Annotated in this window: 12 protein-coding genes; 3 read left to right on the top strand and 9 right to left on the bottom strand. The window is 60.8% G+C overall.

Features of this window, described 5'->3' with window-relative positions; genetic code table 11:
• Positions 1-82 precede the first annotated feature (82 nt).
• From ACKAMS_RS05865 to ACKAMS_RS05845, 5 genes are all read right to left on the bottom strand, one after another.
• Positions 83-730, bottom strand: a complete 648-nt coding sequence (locus tag ACKAMS_RS05865) for a GntR family transcriptional regulator (RefSeq protein WP_019745179.1) — start codon at positions 728-730, stop codon at positions 83-85.
• A 28-nt stretch (positions 731-758) separates the two neighbouring features.
• Positions 759-1,526, bottom strand: coding sequence for an enoyl-CoA hydratase/isomerase family protein (locus ACKAMS_RS05860; protein WP_070386426.1), 768 nt, complete (start codon positions 1,524-1,526; stop codon positions 759-761).
• Positions 1,523-2,593 (bottom strand): acyl-CoA dehydrogenase, encoded by a 1,071-nt coding sequence (locus tag ACKAMS_RS05855; protein WP_020909014.1) that lies wholly within the window; start codon positions 2,591-2,593, stop codon positions 1,523-1,525. The genes ACKAMS_RS05860 and ACKAMS_RS05855 overlap by 4 nt, the downstream gene beginning before the upstream one ends.
• Complete coding sequence (locus ACKAMS_RS05850) at positions 2,590-3,717, bottom strand: acyl-CoA dehydrogenase family protein (RefSeq protein WP_408988740.1); 1,128 nt, start codon at positions 3,715-3,717, stop codon at positions 2,590-2,592. Before ACKAMS_RS05850 ends, ACKAMS_RS05855 begins: the two co-directional genes overlap by 4 nt.
• A 111-nt stretch (positions 3,718-3,828) precedes the next feature.
• Positions 3,829-4,977, bottom strand: a complete 1,149-nt coding sequence (locus tag ACKAMS_RS05845) for a TetR/AcrR family transcriptional regulator (protein ID WP_408988739.1) — start codon at positions 4,975-4,977, stop codon at positions 3,829-3,831.
• 219 nt (positions 4,978-5,196) lie between these two features.
• Here ACKAMS_RS05845 and ACKAMS_RS05840 point away from each other — a divergent pair, with 219 nt between their 5' ends.
• Positions 5,197-6,354, top strand: coding sequence for an acyl-CoA dehydrogenase family protein (locus tag ACKAMS_RS05840; RefSeq protein WP_408988738.1), 1,158 nt, complete (start codon positions 5,197-5,199; stop codon positions 6,352-6,354).
• 64 nt (positions 6,355-6,418) lie between these two features.
• Here ACKAMS_RS05840 and ACKAMS_RS05835 read toward each other — a convergent pair whose 3' ends face one another.
• A complete protein-coding gene (locus ACKAMS_RS05835; protein ID WP_408988737.1) occupies positions 6,419-7,864 on the bottom strand; it encodes an aldehyde dehydrogenase in 1,446 nt (481 codons plus the stop codon).
• 184 nt (positions 7,865-8,048) lie between these two features.
• Between ACKAMS_RS05835 and ACKAMS_RS05830 the strand changes: the two genes are divergently transcribed.
• Complete coding sequence (locus ACKAMS_RS05830; RefSeq protein ID WP_019745186.1) at positions 8,049-9,002, top strand: TauD/TfdA family dioxygenase; 954 nt, start codon at positions 8,049-8,051, stop codon at positions 9,000-9,002.
• 10 nt (positions 9,003-9,012) lie between these two features.
• Here the strand turns inward: ACKAMS_RS05830 and ACKAMS_RS05825 are convergent, their stop codons facing one another.
• Positions 9,013-9,567: a TetR/AcrR family transcriptional regulator gene (locus ACKAMS_RS05825; RefSeq protein WP_151531366.1), complete on the bottom strand. Its 555-nt coding sequence runs from the start codon at positions 9,565-9,567 to the stop codon at positions 9,013-9,015.
• Positions 9,568-9,752: 185 nt separating this feature from the next.
• Between ACKAMS_RS05825 and ACKAMS_RS05820 the strand changes: the two genes are divergently transcribed.
• The gene (locus ACKAMS_RS05820) at positions 9,753-10,976 is read left to right on the top strand and encodes a cytochrome P450 (protein WP_042952863.1); all 1,224 of its coding nucleotides are present in this window, start codon (positions 9,753-9,755) and stop codon (positions 10,974-10,976) included.
• A 6-nt stretch (positions 10,977-10,982) separates the two neighbouring features.
• Here the strand turns inward: ACKAMS_RS05820 and ACKAMS_RS05815 are convergent, their stop codons facing one another.
• Positions 10,983-12,368, bottom strand: coding sequence for a lipase family protein (locus tag ACKAMS_RS05815; protein WP_370627621.1), 1,386 nt, complete (start codon positions 12,366-12,368; stop codon positions 10,983-10,985).
• Positions 12,368-13,651, bottom strand: coding sequence for a hypothetical protein (locus ACKAMS_RS05810; protein WP_408988736.1), 1,284 nt, complete (start codon positions 13,649-13,651; stop codon positions 12,368-12,370). Before ACKAMS_RS05810 ends, ACKAMS_RS05815 begins: the two co-directional genes overlap by 1 nt.
• Positions 13,652-13,821 lie beyond the last annotated feature (170 nt).

Raw genomic sequence — 13,821 nt, 5'->3', positions numbered from 1 at the left:
CGTTCGGCCGTCCCACGACCACAGGTGCGCGGTATCCGAGAACCGGAAGGATACCGCGCACCTGTTTGCTCTTCGTCCTCGCTCAGCGAGGTCGACTGCGACCCAGCCTTCGTACGACCAGATCTTCTGTAGCAGATCGATGTTCGTCGCTCGCCCGGATCAGTTCGGCCGAATCTTGATCGCGAACGGCCTGGAGAATCCGGCCGTGGTCCTCGGAAACCTTCCGACGCGACGACGGCTCGTGGATGTACAGGGCACGATAGAAGTCCGACATGTACCAGAGCCGATCCACTTCCTGCAGCACACGCTGCAGGGGCGAGTACGAGAACAGACGAAAGTGGAACTCACGGTTGGCTTCCTGAAACTCTGGACCCTGCTCGCTCGGTTCCGCCTGGTCGACCTGCTCCTGGATTCGTTCCAACTCGGCGACATCGACGCCACCGAGATCGATCGACGCCAGGATCTCCGTTTCGAGCAGACGCCGCATCAGGTAGAGCTCGGAAAGATCTTCGCTGCTGAATCTGGCGACGGTGTACCCAGTGTTGGACTTGTGTTCGAGGACGCCCTCTGCCTGCAAGGTCGAAAGTGCCTCACGGACCGGAATTCGGCTGACGTTCAACCGCTCGGCGAGCTCGCTTTGGTGGACTTTCTGTCCAGGCAGCAGCTCACCCGAGACGATCATCTGCCGGATCTGTTGCAGGCAGCGTTGCGCACCGGTTGGTTCCTTCACGGTGGATACGATAGTGGTCGCGTCGACTTCACCTCGCGTTGAACTGCGGTTGCACTCGTGCGAGGTTGGCCTCGATGCCGGCGACGCAGTCCTCGGTCCCCCACAGAACAACCTGCTCCGCCAACTCGCGCTCGAGAACAGTGGCAACCTCGTCCCGTAGCCCCGCGCGCAACGTCGCCTTCATGGAGCGGACGGCCAACGGTGCACTCGAGGCAATTTCGTGGGCGTACGCCAGTGCCTCTTGCCGAATGTTCGCATCTTCGGCCAATCGGTCCACCAAACCGAGTTCGTGCGCCTGTACGCCCGTCAGCCGCCGCGCCGTGTACAGCAGATCCGCTGCAGACTGCATCGAGACGATTCGGGGCAAGGTGACGCTGAGGCCGAATCCCTGGTGGAACCCCAACGCAGCGAAGTTCGCGTGCAACCGTGTCGACGGCCCGGCGATGCGGAAGTCCGCGGCGCAGGCGAGGCCGAGACCACCGCCCACCGCGGATCCCTGCACTGCCGCAATCACGGGAACCGGAATCTCGAACAGCCGCAACGCCTCGGTGTAGATCGCGCGCACCGTGTCGGCGCGATCGGGCCCCAGTCCACCCTCACCGAAGTTCGCGCCGGCACAGAAGTGTTTGCCCGCCGAGGCGAGAACTATCGCGCGAATGTCTCCACCGTTGACGAGACCGGCTGCCGCATCGGCGATCTGCTGCAGAATCTCCTGATCGAAGTAGTTGGCGGGCGGGCGTGAGAACTCGATGGTTCCGACGTGTCCGTCGATTTCCACGTGCACGGCATCGGTCATGACTTCAGCTCCAAGGTCGGTTGTGGGTCGGTGATCAAGCGCGGCAGGGAGGGCCTCGTCGCGACAGCACTTCCGAGTTGCGTTGCAAGCGCGATGTCGTCGCCGAACTCCGATCGCCAGGCATGCAGTCGTCGGGTGAGTTGTTGCAAGCGGTATTCGCGGGTCATGCCGATCGCACCGTGTGCCTGGTGGGCGGCGCGCACGCTCGCGAGCGCATTCTGCGAAACCACCAATTTGGTTGCACACACTTCGAAGTCGGCGTCGCGACGGGTGAGCGCGTGCGCCGTGCGATCCACGGCCAGTGTGGACATCGATGCCATCTGTGCGAGGGTGACGATGTGCTGCTGGACGGCTTGGAACTGCGCAATCGGCCTGCCGAACTGCACCCGCTCCGAAACGTAGCGACGGGTCAACGTCGACACCGACTCCATGGCTCCTGCCATCTGTACCGAGCGCAAGAAGGCACCGAGTCTACTGAGAATCCGGGCATCGACCGGGTTGTCACCGTCGACGGTGCGCGCTTCGGTGAACGTCAGACTCTGACGCGGTTGCCCTGCGAAATCCGTCCCGGACCCGATCTCGGCATCGGAGATGTCCAGAAGTACAACTCGATCACCGAGAACTGCCGCCAGCACTGATGCTGCGCTCCCCCATGGCACATCGTGAAAGGTTCCCGATACGTGGCCGTCGCCGATCCGACGCGCATCGTCGCGCTGCGATCCCGGGGCGACGGTTGCGATTCCGGAGGGCACCGGTAGCCCGGCCGCTGCTGCCAGCCTGCCCGCGAGGTAAGTCTCGGCGAGAGGCAACGGCGCAGCGTGCCTCGCAGCAGCGCGCTGCACAGTCACGGCGTCGAGGAGCGAGCCACCGGAACCACCAACAGATTCGGGAAGACCGACCAGCGGCAACCCCAGTTCCACTGCTGCGTTCCAAAGTTCGCTGGGAAGACCGTCGATCTCGGCCTGCGCCACCACTTCGGTGCCGGACTTCTCGGCGAAGAATTGCTCGACCATCGCTTCGAGGTCGGCGTCGAATGTGTACGCGTTGATCTCTGACCCCGAATTCATCGGTTCAACCCTTTCACGATCACGGTGCGGAGAATTTCGTTGGTGCCACCGCGAATCGACCACGACGGTGCCACCAGCACAGCCCGGGCGAGTAGTGACTCGTACGGGTCGTCGGATGCAAGGTCCGGAGCCCGGCCGAGGTGCCGTGCCACGGTGGCAACACAGTCCTGTTCGAAGCGTGTTGCCATTTCCTTGATCAGCGCGGCCTCCGTGACCGGCGAGCGACCCGCGTCGACCATTCGTGCAATGGACAGCGACATCCCACGAAAAGCCCAGCAGCGCGCGGCAATCGAGCCCAGATCGGCCAAGGCCGCGGGGCCGCCCTGCGCCGCCTGGTTGGCTGCCCAGTTCTCGAGGACCGGCATCAGCGACATCCAACGGTCGACGCCACCTCGCTCGAGTGCGAGTTCACCGGTGTTTTGTCCCCAGCCCGCTCCGACGTCGCCGAGGCGGCGCGAGTCCGGCACGAAAACGTTCTGGAACGACACCTCGCAGAAGTCCTCGCTTCCGTCGATGAACGGAATGGGTGAGACGGTCAGGCCATCGCTGTCGCGATCGACGATCAGCTGAGTGAGTCCGTTGTGCTTGTCTGCCGAGGTTCGAAGCAGGGCGAGTATGTGTGTGGCGTGGAAGGCACCGGTGGTCCAGATCTTGGTTCCGTTGACTTTCCATCCGCCCTCGACACATTCGGCGCGAGTTCTTACCGATGCCAGGTCCGAACCCGAGTCGGGTTCACTCATTCCGATCGAGAACGAGAACTCACCGCTCGCGATACCTGGCAGGAAGTACCGCTTCTGTTCTTCCGTGCCGTTGGCTGCGATGCTCGGACCCGACTGTCTGTCTCCGATCCAGTGATAGCCGACCGGCGCTCCCCGCGCGAGAAGTTCTTCCACGACGACCAATCGATCCACTGCCGACCGCCCGCCCCCGCCGTATTCCTTCGGCAGAGACATTCCGAGCCAGCCACGGCTACCGAGATCTCGCGAGAACTCCGGATCCACTGCCCCGGACATCCCGAGTCCGAGCGGGTAGCTACCGGGGGTGAGCCGCTCGTCGAGGTACTCCCGCACTTCTGCCTGAAGTTCGAGTTCCTCGATCGTCAGTTCTGTTGCGTCGAAACGCATGGACGTCTCCGATCAGTTGAATTCATCGACTAGGTTCTCAAGAAACATATACAAAAATGTATACCATCTTGAATGTGACTGTCCGCCAACAGCACCCGGCTACTCTCTCGACTAGCCGCCCAGCAGAACTGCGGAGCCGATCTCGAACAGGCGCTCAGGCAGGTCGTCACGACGACGTAGCCGGCCGATACGCACCGCGTTTTCCACAACGGTCAATGCGGCATTGACGGTTATTCTGGCCGTCGCGGGTTCGAGCCCCGGACGAACGTCGTCGAGCATCTTGACCCACAACGCGACGTACTCACGCTGATTCTGTTCGCACGTGCGGCGGAACTTGTCCGGCAATTGGTCGAGTTCACTGATCAACAGTCCGATCAGATGACGCTCGTTGATCGCGAAATCAATATGTGCCGCAAGCAATCCGGACAACGCATCCTCCGGTCCCGATGCGGCAGCGAGCGCCTGCGCAACACCGATCCGCCGCCGCTCACCACCTCGCGAAACCGCCGCGATCAGAAGGTCGATCTTGGCATCGAAGTGGTTGTACACATTGGGGCCCGTAGTTCCGGCAGCCTCACCGATGTCCTCGGTGTTGACCGCCTGGTACCCACGCTCGTCGAACAGACGAATTGCTTCGGTCAACAAGAGTTCACGCCTGGGCATCGCCAACGGAACGTGACCGGTCGGCGTCTCCACCTTCACCTCGGAGTGGCCGAGTTCCGTATGCACCGCCCGCTCCGCCAACTCCGCCAGCAGCAGTTCCATCTGACGTCTCGGCAGGGACACCCGATGCGAGGACACACTGTTGAAGACAGCGATGAGAGCCCAGGCGAGTAGATAGCTGTCTTCCTCGTCGAGCTCGGGGCGTTCCGTTCGGATCAGCGCAGCATCGCGTGCGGCGGCACTCTTGAGCGTCGCGCGCATTTCTTCCCGTTGCTCGTCGGGTAGGTAGCGGGCTTCGCGTTGCCACAGCAGCGAGAGCCCTCGACGACGAGATACCGAAGCCGCAAGCTCGGCGATCATCGATTTCAGATCCTCGGACCCGGCGACCCGGTCGTAGAGCGATTCGATGCCCGCGTTGACCGCGGCGTAGAGAAGATCCGGCTTGTTCTTGAAGTGCCGATACAGGGCAGGCGCCGTGATTCCAACTGCCGCAGCCACTTGCGCAACGGACACGTTGTGATAGCCGTGCTCACGGAAAAGTTCACCAGCAGCAGCAAGTATCTGCTGCTTGCGGTCGTGGGGCCGACGTACGACCATCCTAACTCTCTCCTTCGCGACAACCGGAATTTCCGAACAAACCGGAATTCCGAACAACCAGTGTTGCATCGTCAAACACACGTCTATGAGTTATTATTCACTTATTGCCGGAAAACAACAGCTCATTCCGCAATTTTCTCTCAACATCTGGTTAGAGAACCTTACCTCACCTCAGAACCGGACACCTGACTTCAGGGTACCGAGCCCAAGGAGAATCACGTGCAACGAACCGTCTACAACAGCGATCACGATACGTTCCGTCACATGATTCGGACGTTCATCGCCCGTGAGGTCGTCCCACACTTCGCAGAATGGGAGGAAGCCGGCATGGTTCCCCGGTCACTGTATCGGCAGTTGGGTGACCTCGGAGTATTCGGAATCGAGCTACCCGAGGACTATGGCGGCGGCGGCGAGACGAGCTTCAAGTATCAAGCAGTGATCCGTGAGGAGACCGCACGGGCAGGGGTCACTTTCGGCGCCGACGTCGTCCACACGTGCCTCGTCCTTCCCTATCTGGTCGAGTACGGCAACGACGAACAGAAAGCGCGGTGGCTTCCCGGTTTCCTCTCCGGTGAACTGATGACCGCCATCGCGATGACGGAACCGGGCGCCGGTTCCGACCTTGCCGGGATCAAGACAACTGCGAAACTGTCCGGTGACGGCAGCCACTACGTGCTCAACGGATCCAAGACGTTCATCACGGGCGGAGTGCAGGCCGACTTGATTCTCGTGGTCGCCCGCACCAGTCCTGCAGGCGATGCGGACCGCCGCTCTGGTCTGTCGATTCTCTGCGTCGACACCACGTCGGAAGGCTTCAGCGTCGGTCGCAAGCTCGAGAAGTTGGGGCTGCGAGCGCAGGACACCGCAGAACTGTCGTTCACCGATGTCCGCGTGCCGATCGAGAACCTCCTCGGCGAGGAAGGTGCCGGGTTCGGCTACCTCACCCGAAATCTCGTTCGGGAACGACTCGGCGCCGCCGTGGGGTCTTACGCGAATGCGAGCGCAGCAATCGAGTTCGCGACCGCATACGTCAAGGAGCGCGAGGTCTTCGGCACCCCCGTGGCTCAGTTCCAGAACACGAAATTCGTCTTGGCAGAATGCTCGGCTGAAGTCGCGGCCGCGCAAGCTGCGGTCGACCGAGCACTCGATCTGGACGAGATCCGCGAGCTGACCGTCGCGGACGCCGCGAGGATCAAGCTCTTCTGTACTGAAATGGCCGGCCGAGTCATCGACAAGTGCCTGCAACTACACGGCGGATACGGCTACATGCGTGAGTACCCGATCTCTCGTCTGTATGCGGACACACGGGTCAACCGAATCTATGCGGGTTCGAGTGAAGTGATGAAGACGATCATCGCCAAGGACATTGGCATTTGACTCAAGCTGATTCGGCCCCACCTCGACAGTCGAAGTGGGGCTGAATCTTTGTGATTTCGCCTGATCAAGCAGGGAGGAAGATGCTCTTGGCTTCGAGGTACGCCGCCAGACCTTCCGGGCCGAATTCGCGCCCCACTCCCGAATTCTTGTAACCGCCGAAGGGACCAACGACGTCGAATCGTTGGCAGTTGACCGAGAAGGTGCCGGTGCGAATCTGCCGTGCCACCTCGACGCCGTGCTCAGTGTCCGCGGTCCAGACCGCTCCGGAGAGTCCTAGATCGGAATCGTTGGCAATCGCGATTGCGTGGGCTTCGTCTTCGAAAGGAATCAAACAGACGACCGGCCCGAAGATTTCCTCGCGAGCAATCCGCATGGAGTTGTCGACGTTGCCGAAGACCGTGGGTTCGACGTACCAGCCCGTCGAAAGCCCCTCCGGAACAGACCCTCCCGTCAAGATCTTCGCACCCTCTGCCTCGCCGATTCCGACATAGTCGAGCACTCGTCGCTGCTGCGCCGCACTTGTCATCGGGCCGATCACAGTCGCCGGATCGGTAGGATCGCCGACCTTCATCGCCGCGACTGCGGCAGCGAACTTCTCCGCGATCTCGTCATACCTGCTGACGGGCAACAAAATACGCGTCAGCGCGACGCAGGCTTGACCGCTGTTGGCGAACGATCCGGCCAAGATATTGGGCAGCGCCTGATCGACATCTGCGTCTTCGAGGACTATCGCAGCCGACTTGCCACCGAGTTCGAGGGTTACCCGCGTGAGATTCGCCGCCGCAGCGGTCATGATCGCCTTACCTGCTGCCACCGAACCGGTGAAGGCCACCTTGTCGATTCCGGGGTGGGCAACCAGATAAGCGCTCACGTCTCGTTCGGCAGGCAAGACGGTCAGCACTCCCTTTGGAAGCCCTGCCTGTGAACAGATCTCGGCCAGCAAGTTCGAATCGAGCGGTGTCTCCGGAGCCGGTTTCAAGATCACCGCGCATCCACTCAAGAGTGCCGGAGCAAGTTTCGCAGCGATCACCAACTGTGGCACGTTCCACGGAACGATTGCGGCCACCACACCCACCGGTTCGTGACGGATCAACATCGGGCCGCCGACGCCCGCACGCGACTCGTCGAACGGGAACTGCGCCGCAACGGCACACGCCGCGCCGTAGGCCGCAACGGCTCCCAACACCTGGGTGCGCATCGCTGAACTGGCCGGAGCACCGTTCTGCCGCGAGATCAGCGCTGCGAATTCCTCACTCCTGGCGAGGATCGCGTCCTTGATGCGAGTGACGACCGCGATGCGATCAGCAAGAGGTGTCTGTGTCCACTCCCCGGAATCGAATGCCGCCCTCGCGATCTCCACTGCGTGGTCGACGTCCGCCGTCGACGCCGCTGGGACCGAACCGATCACGCGCTCCGTGTGCGGCGACATCACCTCGATGACTCCACTACCGGACGGCGTCACCCATTCACCGCCGATGAATAGTTCCGTGTACTCGACACGTGTTTCCATGCTCGTCCACTCCTAGGATTAGTGTTCAACGGATCAGTGTTTCGAACCATCGAATCTGCCGCAGACCATCTGATTCAGATCATAAAGTTAATTCTCAATAATGCAACCATGCTTTTCGCTCACCCTTGACACATTTAAGGATATTGCCTTACCGTGGCGTAAGACCCCACCCGAACGAGTAAGGATGACGGACATGACGGCATTCGTGAGCGGACAGATCTATCCGGTAGCAACCGATCCCCTCGCCGCCTACGGGCCGCTCGTGGCCTCTCGCACCGCGGAGGGATTCGAAGTGTTGCCGTACACACGTTTCACACTCACTCCGACGACGCCTACCATCGGTGCAGAAATCTCGGGAATCCAACTGAGTGGCCAACTCTCGGATGAGACGATGTCGGAACTTCGCCGAGCGCTACTCGAATGGAAAGTACTCTTCTTCCGCGATCAAACTATCGATCGCAGCGAACACCGAGATTTCGCGAGTCGATGGGGCTCACTGGAACAGCATCCGTTTTTCAAGTACACCCAACCCGGTCAAAGCGAAGCCGACATAGTCACACTTGCAAAAGATGCGATGACCGGCGGGGTCGAGAACAACTGGCACAACGACGTCAGTTGGCACGAATTCCCCTCGTTCGCAGCGGTATTGCGCGCAGTCGAGGTACCCCCGGTCGGAGGCGATACCTTGTGGGCCGATACCGGAGCGGCATACGAGCTACTCCCAGAGGGCATCAAAGAACGCATCGACCAGCTTGTTGCCGAGCATGATTGGATCAATTCGTTCGGCAAGCACATGGATCCGTCGACGGTGGCGAAGTTGCGTCCACAGTTCCCGGCGGTTCGACATCCGGTGGTGAGAGTGATTCCCGAGACCGGCCGAAAGGTTCTCTTCGTCAATCTCAGCTTCACCCAGAGGATCGTCGGGGTGTCCGAAGCCGAGTCCGACGAGCTACTCACCCTGCTCTACCGACACGTACATCGTCCCGAGTTCCAAGTACGACTCAAGTGGCGGACGAATACGATTGCATTCTGGGACAACCGAACTTGTCAGCACTACGCGGCCAGCGACTACTTCCCCGCCCGCAGAGTGATGGATCGAATCTCGATAGTCGGCGACAGACCCGTGGGCACTCGCTGACGCGGCAGCCTCAGGAGCTGACGAACGACTCGACCATCCGTCGTTCGGCGGCCCTGTCTGCAAGAGGCCACGCCAACAGCATCAACACGATCCGAACCACCCACTGCGACTGTTGACCTTCGGGATCCAATCCAGCAAGTTCGAGCGCAGTACGCGGCAGCAACGGAGAAGACACGAGATACTCGTCGATACCGTTGGCCCGCGCCGCCGCAAGGCCATGGCTCATGGCGGCGTCGGCTCTGATCGCGTCGACGGCGACGAGGATCGACTCCACGATCCGCTGGTCGCCACGCAGTGATTCGACGGCAGCCGCAACCTGGCTCGCCACGGACGCCGCACCTCGCGACAACAGCCCCTCACGGATCGCGGACTTGCCACCCACGTAGCGGTAGAGCGTCGCCCGCGAACAGCCTGCGCGGGAAGCGACGTCGTCGGCATTGAACCGATCGAATCCCTGTTCTCGAATCAGCTCTGCTGCAGCCGCGAAGATGCGCTCGGTTGCGAGTTCACGGCGGTTACCGCCGGCCAACCAATCGGCGGCGTGGCGCTGGTTCGCACCGGTCACTCTCCGTCACCTCGTCTCACTCTGAGACAGATTTAATCAGAAATCTCTCCGTGGGGGAAGGCGGAGAGCCTCTGACCTGGGAGAAGCAGAGAAGTCAGAATGTGCGTGAGATTTTCACAAAATGCCAGTTCAGAGGCATTTTCTACCTGTTGACTTCTCCTTCCTGACCGTGAAATCTTCCCTTCGTGACACCATCGACGCTCGACATCAACCCCTTCCTCCTCTCGAACATCGACGACCCGTACCCGCTCTACGACGTACTCCGGCGCGAGCACCCCGTGTACCGAATTCCCGATACCGACTTCTATCTGGTGTCGACGTGGGAACTGGTCACCGAAGCCGTTTCCCGTACGGAGGACTTCTCCTCCAACCTCACCGGGGTGCTGGTCCGTACACCGGACGGTTCGGCCGTGACCTTCGATATGGACAGCGGCGGGAAAGCTGTTCACGTTCTCGCGACTGCCGACGAGCCCGACCATCAGCACCAGCGCAAACTTGTCCTGCCGACACTGGTCGCCAAACGCATACGAGCACTCGAGCCGACGATGCTCGAGTACACGCAGCAGTTGTGGGACAACGGCTTCGACGGTCGACAGATCGAATGGGTCACGTCGGTAGCGGACACACTGCCGCTGCAGATGGTTGCCACACTGATCGGCCTGCCGGCACACGACGTCCCCCAATTGCTGGCGTGGTCTTACGACAGCACCGAACTTCTCAGCGGCATCGTGACGGCGGAACGGTTGACAGACGTCGTCACCTCGGCGGCCGAGCTCACCGGGTACCTCTACGGCAAGTTTCGTGAGGCGCGGACAAACCCGGTCGACGATCTACTCGGAGACCTCGTCCACTGCTGTGACGCAGGCGAACTCAGCGAAGACGTGGCCGTGCTGATGCTGGTGCAACTCGTCGGTGCGGGTGGCGAATCAACCGCCGGACTGATCGCCAACTCTGCACGGCTACTCGCCGAGCGCCCCGAGATACAGACGCAGCTGCGCGAGGACCCTCTACTCGTGAGCGCATTCCTGGAGGAGACGCTCAGACTCGAGTCGCCTTTTCGCGGACACCACCGACATGTCAATGCGGACACAACACTCGGCGGGGTGGCGCTCCCCGCCGGCAGTCATCTCATACTGCTGTGGGGCTCGGCGAACCGCGACCCGGAGTCGTTCGCCGAGCCACACGCGATGAACCTCGACCGGGCCAATCTCCGAGCGCATTTCGCCTTCGGCAAGGGAGCACATTTCTGTGTCGGGGCCGCGCTGGCCAGACTGGAAGCAAAGACCGCCATCGGTGTACTTCTCGAAAACAGTTCGCATGTCACAGTCGATTCCGAATTCCCGCCACGTTGGGTCCCCAGCATGTTCGTACGCCGCCATCAGAGTTTGCGTCTCGCTGTCACCGGATAGTTTCACTCAGTTGTCGAAATTGTGGGCAATCCAATCGATTGTCTGCATTCCGAACAGGTCTGTCCCCCAACCGTATGGATCCGCGACTGCGCGATCCATACTGCAGTCGGTGGGCTGATAGCTCACGTCCGTCCCTCGGCTTCTGTACGTGTCCGCCAGTTCTCGCGCATCAGCTGCCGGTACAAGTGACATCGGGGAGTCGTCCTTTGCGCACGAAGTTATCAATACCTTCGACGCCGGAGCGCCGTGGCCCAATACGTTGTCGTCGTACGCACGCTGGAAGCTGGGTTCTGTGATCGGATCGATTCCCGGCGCGAAAAGGCTTGCCAACGGTACGAACGGAAGCGTGAAGTACGCCGGCATCTGGCACTCACCCCGGTACACGTCGGCAATCACTCGGCCCACGGGATTGAGCTTGTCGTTCAACTTCATCTCGGGATACCACGGTTCGAGACCGAGGAGCGTCGCAAATCCGAAGCCCGCGCCGACCGAGGAATCTGTTGTCTCCATGAATGTTCGGGGCTTGATCACCATGCCCTCGAGGACTGTCGAGACGATATCGAGTTCCGGCGCGTAGGACTGCGCAGATTCTGCGGCGAATGCCGAACCGACTCCACCACCAGCGATTCCGAACAACGCAATCTCCGCCTCCGGATTCAGCTCGGAATCCTGCAGCTGAAATGCTGCGCGCACTGCATCCAACTGGGCGTGCCCGGCGAACTTACCCGCGAAGACACCGTGGGGATCACGGTCTCCGTTGTTCCCGACGTCGGAAATCACTACGGCATAGCCTTTTCCGAACATCAGCGCCAGTGGACCCAAGGCCGACCAGGAGGCGCCGTCCAGCGGATCGCCGCCGGTCCAGTGTGAACTCGGATGACAGTAGCCGCCGACGCTGTCGTTGGCCTCCTGATAGCTGATGATCTTCTTCTCCGACGCCGGCGTTCCGTCGATCGGGATCATCATGATTCCAGTGCTCACTACCGGCGTCGAGCCGTCGATTCCGGTTGTGACATACATGATCTTGTAGGCGTCGAGCTGTCCCGGTTTGTATCCGGTGAACAGTACATCCACCTTCTTCGACTTCAGGAGATCACCGGGACGCTCGGCGCCGGTCAACACCGGCTCGTCGTAAAACGGATCATCGGCGGTGAGTGCAGTGAAGATCTCCTCTTCGGATGCGAACTCCCCTGAACTGAGAGCACCGACGGTGAACCCGTTGAATACCTCTCCCAGAGTTGGGGTGTCGGTCCGAAACTCCTCGGATACAGGAGTTTGCACGTCTTTCGGGGCATCACTGTCCGGCACCTCAGCTCCAGCCGTTGCTGGCAGGACCAGCGCAACGGTCAGCGCTACCAGCGGCGCCAACCTTCGGAATGTCGCCGACGACATCACTGAACCGTCACTTTCAAACTGGAGAGGGCCGATTCGAGAGTTTGTGGGAGGGTCATCATCGGGCGGTGGCTCTCCAATTGAATTTCGTAGGGAACACTCAATGTGGCTACGAGCCGTGGCCAATCTTCTTCGACCATCGCTCGGTACTTCGGCAATAGCTGTGAGGTGATGTAGTCCCACCGGTCCTCGTACACCGACCAGTTCCAATCCGGCAGTGGCATCGTCACGTTCGCGGTGCGTCCGTCGGCAAGTGTCGTCGTGAACTCGAGGGGCCGGAACGAGCGAGGCGGGACCACGCCGGCGACCGAGGGCGAGCCGGCAACGGTCGATGCGTAGGTGATCGCTTCTCCCACATCACCTTTGTAGGCGCGCACGGTATCCCACTGGTCGCGGATGATCACCCCTTGCTCACGCTGGAGCAGCGCCGCGTTCCCCAGTGCAATTCGATCCGGATCGCCGGACGCGACATCACGCCAGGCGTCCATGACATCCTTGCCGAATAGTCCGGCACTCTGCATTTCCTCCAGTGCGGGAAGCCCTTCATCCACGTACGCCTGATGCATCGGCATCAGATCCGAGAAGATGTTCTTCTGCATCACCAGGATCATCCCCAGCGCATAATCCAAGTCGTCCGCCGTGACGTTCCTGCCCACCGCCGCGAGTGCGCGCAGCCCTGCCGGCAATTGGTTCAGCGCTTGCACGCCAACCTGATCCGTGAACTGAGAAACTATCGAATTGGCAACCTGCTGGAGATTCGGAAACGAGTACACGTCCGCCATCAGTTCGAAGTCGATCAGTCCCCCGCCGAAATCCGCGCCTACCTGTCCGCCCATGCCCGCCCACTGCAATTCCGGGTGACCGAGTTGCAGATCCTCGTAGTAGCGGTACGACTTCACCAGGTTCGTGCGATTAGCCGACACTCCGGCGCGCGGATTCCACGATGAGAGATCGATTCCGGCGGCTTCCGTGGCAGCGACCAATCGATACTGAAACAGCAAGGCCGCATAGGATTCCGGACTGCGACCACTGGCGCGGGCTTCTTCCACAAGGGCTTGCAAGGTGCCGAGATCAGTCGGCAACGCGGGATGGACACCGCCCGGACCGTGTTCGGCATTCCGATTCACCAAAGGCAAATTCACGTACTCGTCTAGTTCGGACGCCGAGGCTGATGTCTGGACCGACAGCAACGCGGACATCGCCAGCGCACATGCCGCCGTGGCTGCCAATACGTCGCGCGCCCAACGACGTCGCCGAACTACGGCCCCCAGGTTTAACCGCATATCGGTCCTCGTACTCAGGTCGGCAATCGCCCCGATCGATTGCCGACACCAAACTTACTTTGCAGTAAGATAGCTCGAGACCTGAAGAAATACCAATTCCGTACGAGCACTCTTGGCACTTCTACACGTCGTTGCCACCTGCAGTTGCTTATCCCGTTCCCGAATCGCCG

The sequence above is a fragment of the Rhodococcus sp. 5A-K4 genome, from assembly GCF_046097995.1.
Taxonomy (GTDB): domain Bacteria; phylum Actinomycetota; class Actinomycetes; order Mycobacteriales; family Mycobacteriaceae; genus Rhodococcus_F; species Rhodococcus_F erythropolis.
This window is presented reverse-complemented; position numbering and strand designations above follow the sequence as displayed.

Excerpts from the sequence above, each read along its gene's own strand:
- ACKAMS_RS05860 (WP_070386426.1), bottom strand. The coding sequence starts at position 1,526 with ATGACCGATGCCGTGCACGTGGAAATCGACGGACACGTCGGAACCATC.
- ACKAMS_RS05855 (WP_020909014.1), bottom strand. The coding sequence starts at position 2,593 with ATGAATTCGGGGTCAGAGATCAACGCGTACACATTCGACGCCGACCTC.
- ACKAMS_RS05850 (WP_408988740.1), bottom strand. The coding sequence starts at position 3,717 with ATGCGTTTCGACGCAACAGAACTGACGATCGAGGAACTCGAACTTCAG.
- ACKAMS_RS05845 (WP_408988739.1), bottom strand. The coding sequence starts at position 4,977 with ATGGTCGTACGTCGGCCCCACGACCGCAAGCAGCAGATACTTGCTGCT.
- ACKAMS_RS05835 (WP_408988737.1), bottom strand. The coding sequence starts at position 7,864 with ATGGAAACACGTGTCGAGTACACGGAACTATTCATCGGCGGTGAATGG.
- ACKAMS_RS05830 (WP_019745186.1), top strand. The coding sequence starts at position 8,049 with ATGACGGACATGACGGCATTCGTGAGCGGACAGATCTATCCGGTAGCA.
- ACKAMS_RS05815 (WP_370627621.1), bottom strand. The coding sequence starts at position 12,368 with ATGTCGTCGGCGACATTCCGAAGGTTGGCGCCGCTGGTAGCGCTGACC.
- ACKAMS_RS05810 (WP_408988736.1), bottom strand. The coding sequence starts at position 13,651 with ATGCGGTTAAACCTGGGGGCCGTAGTTCGGCGACGTCGTTGGGCGCGC.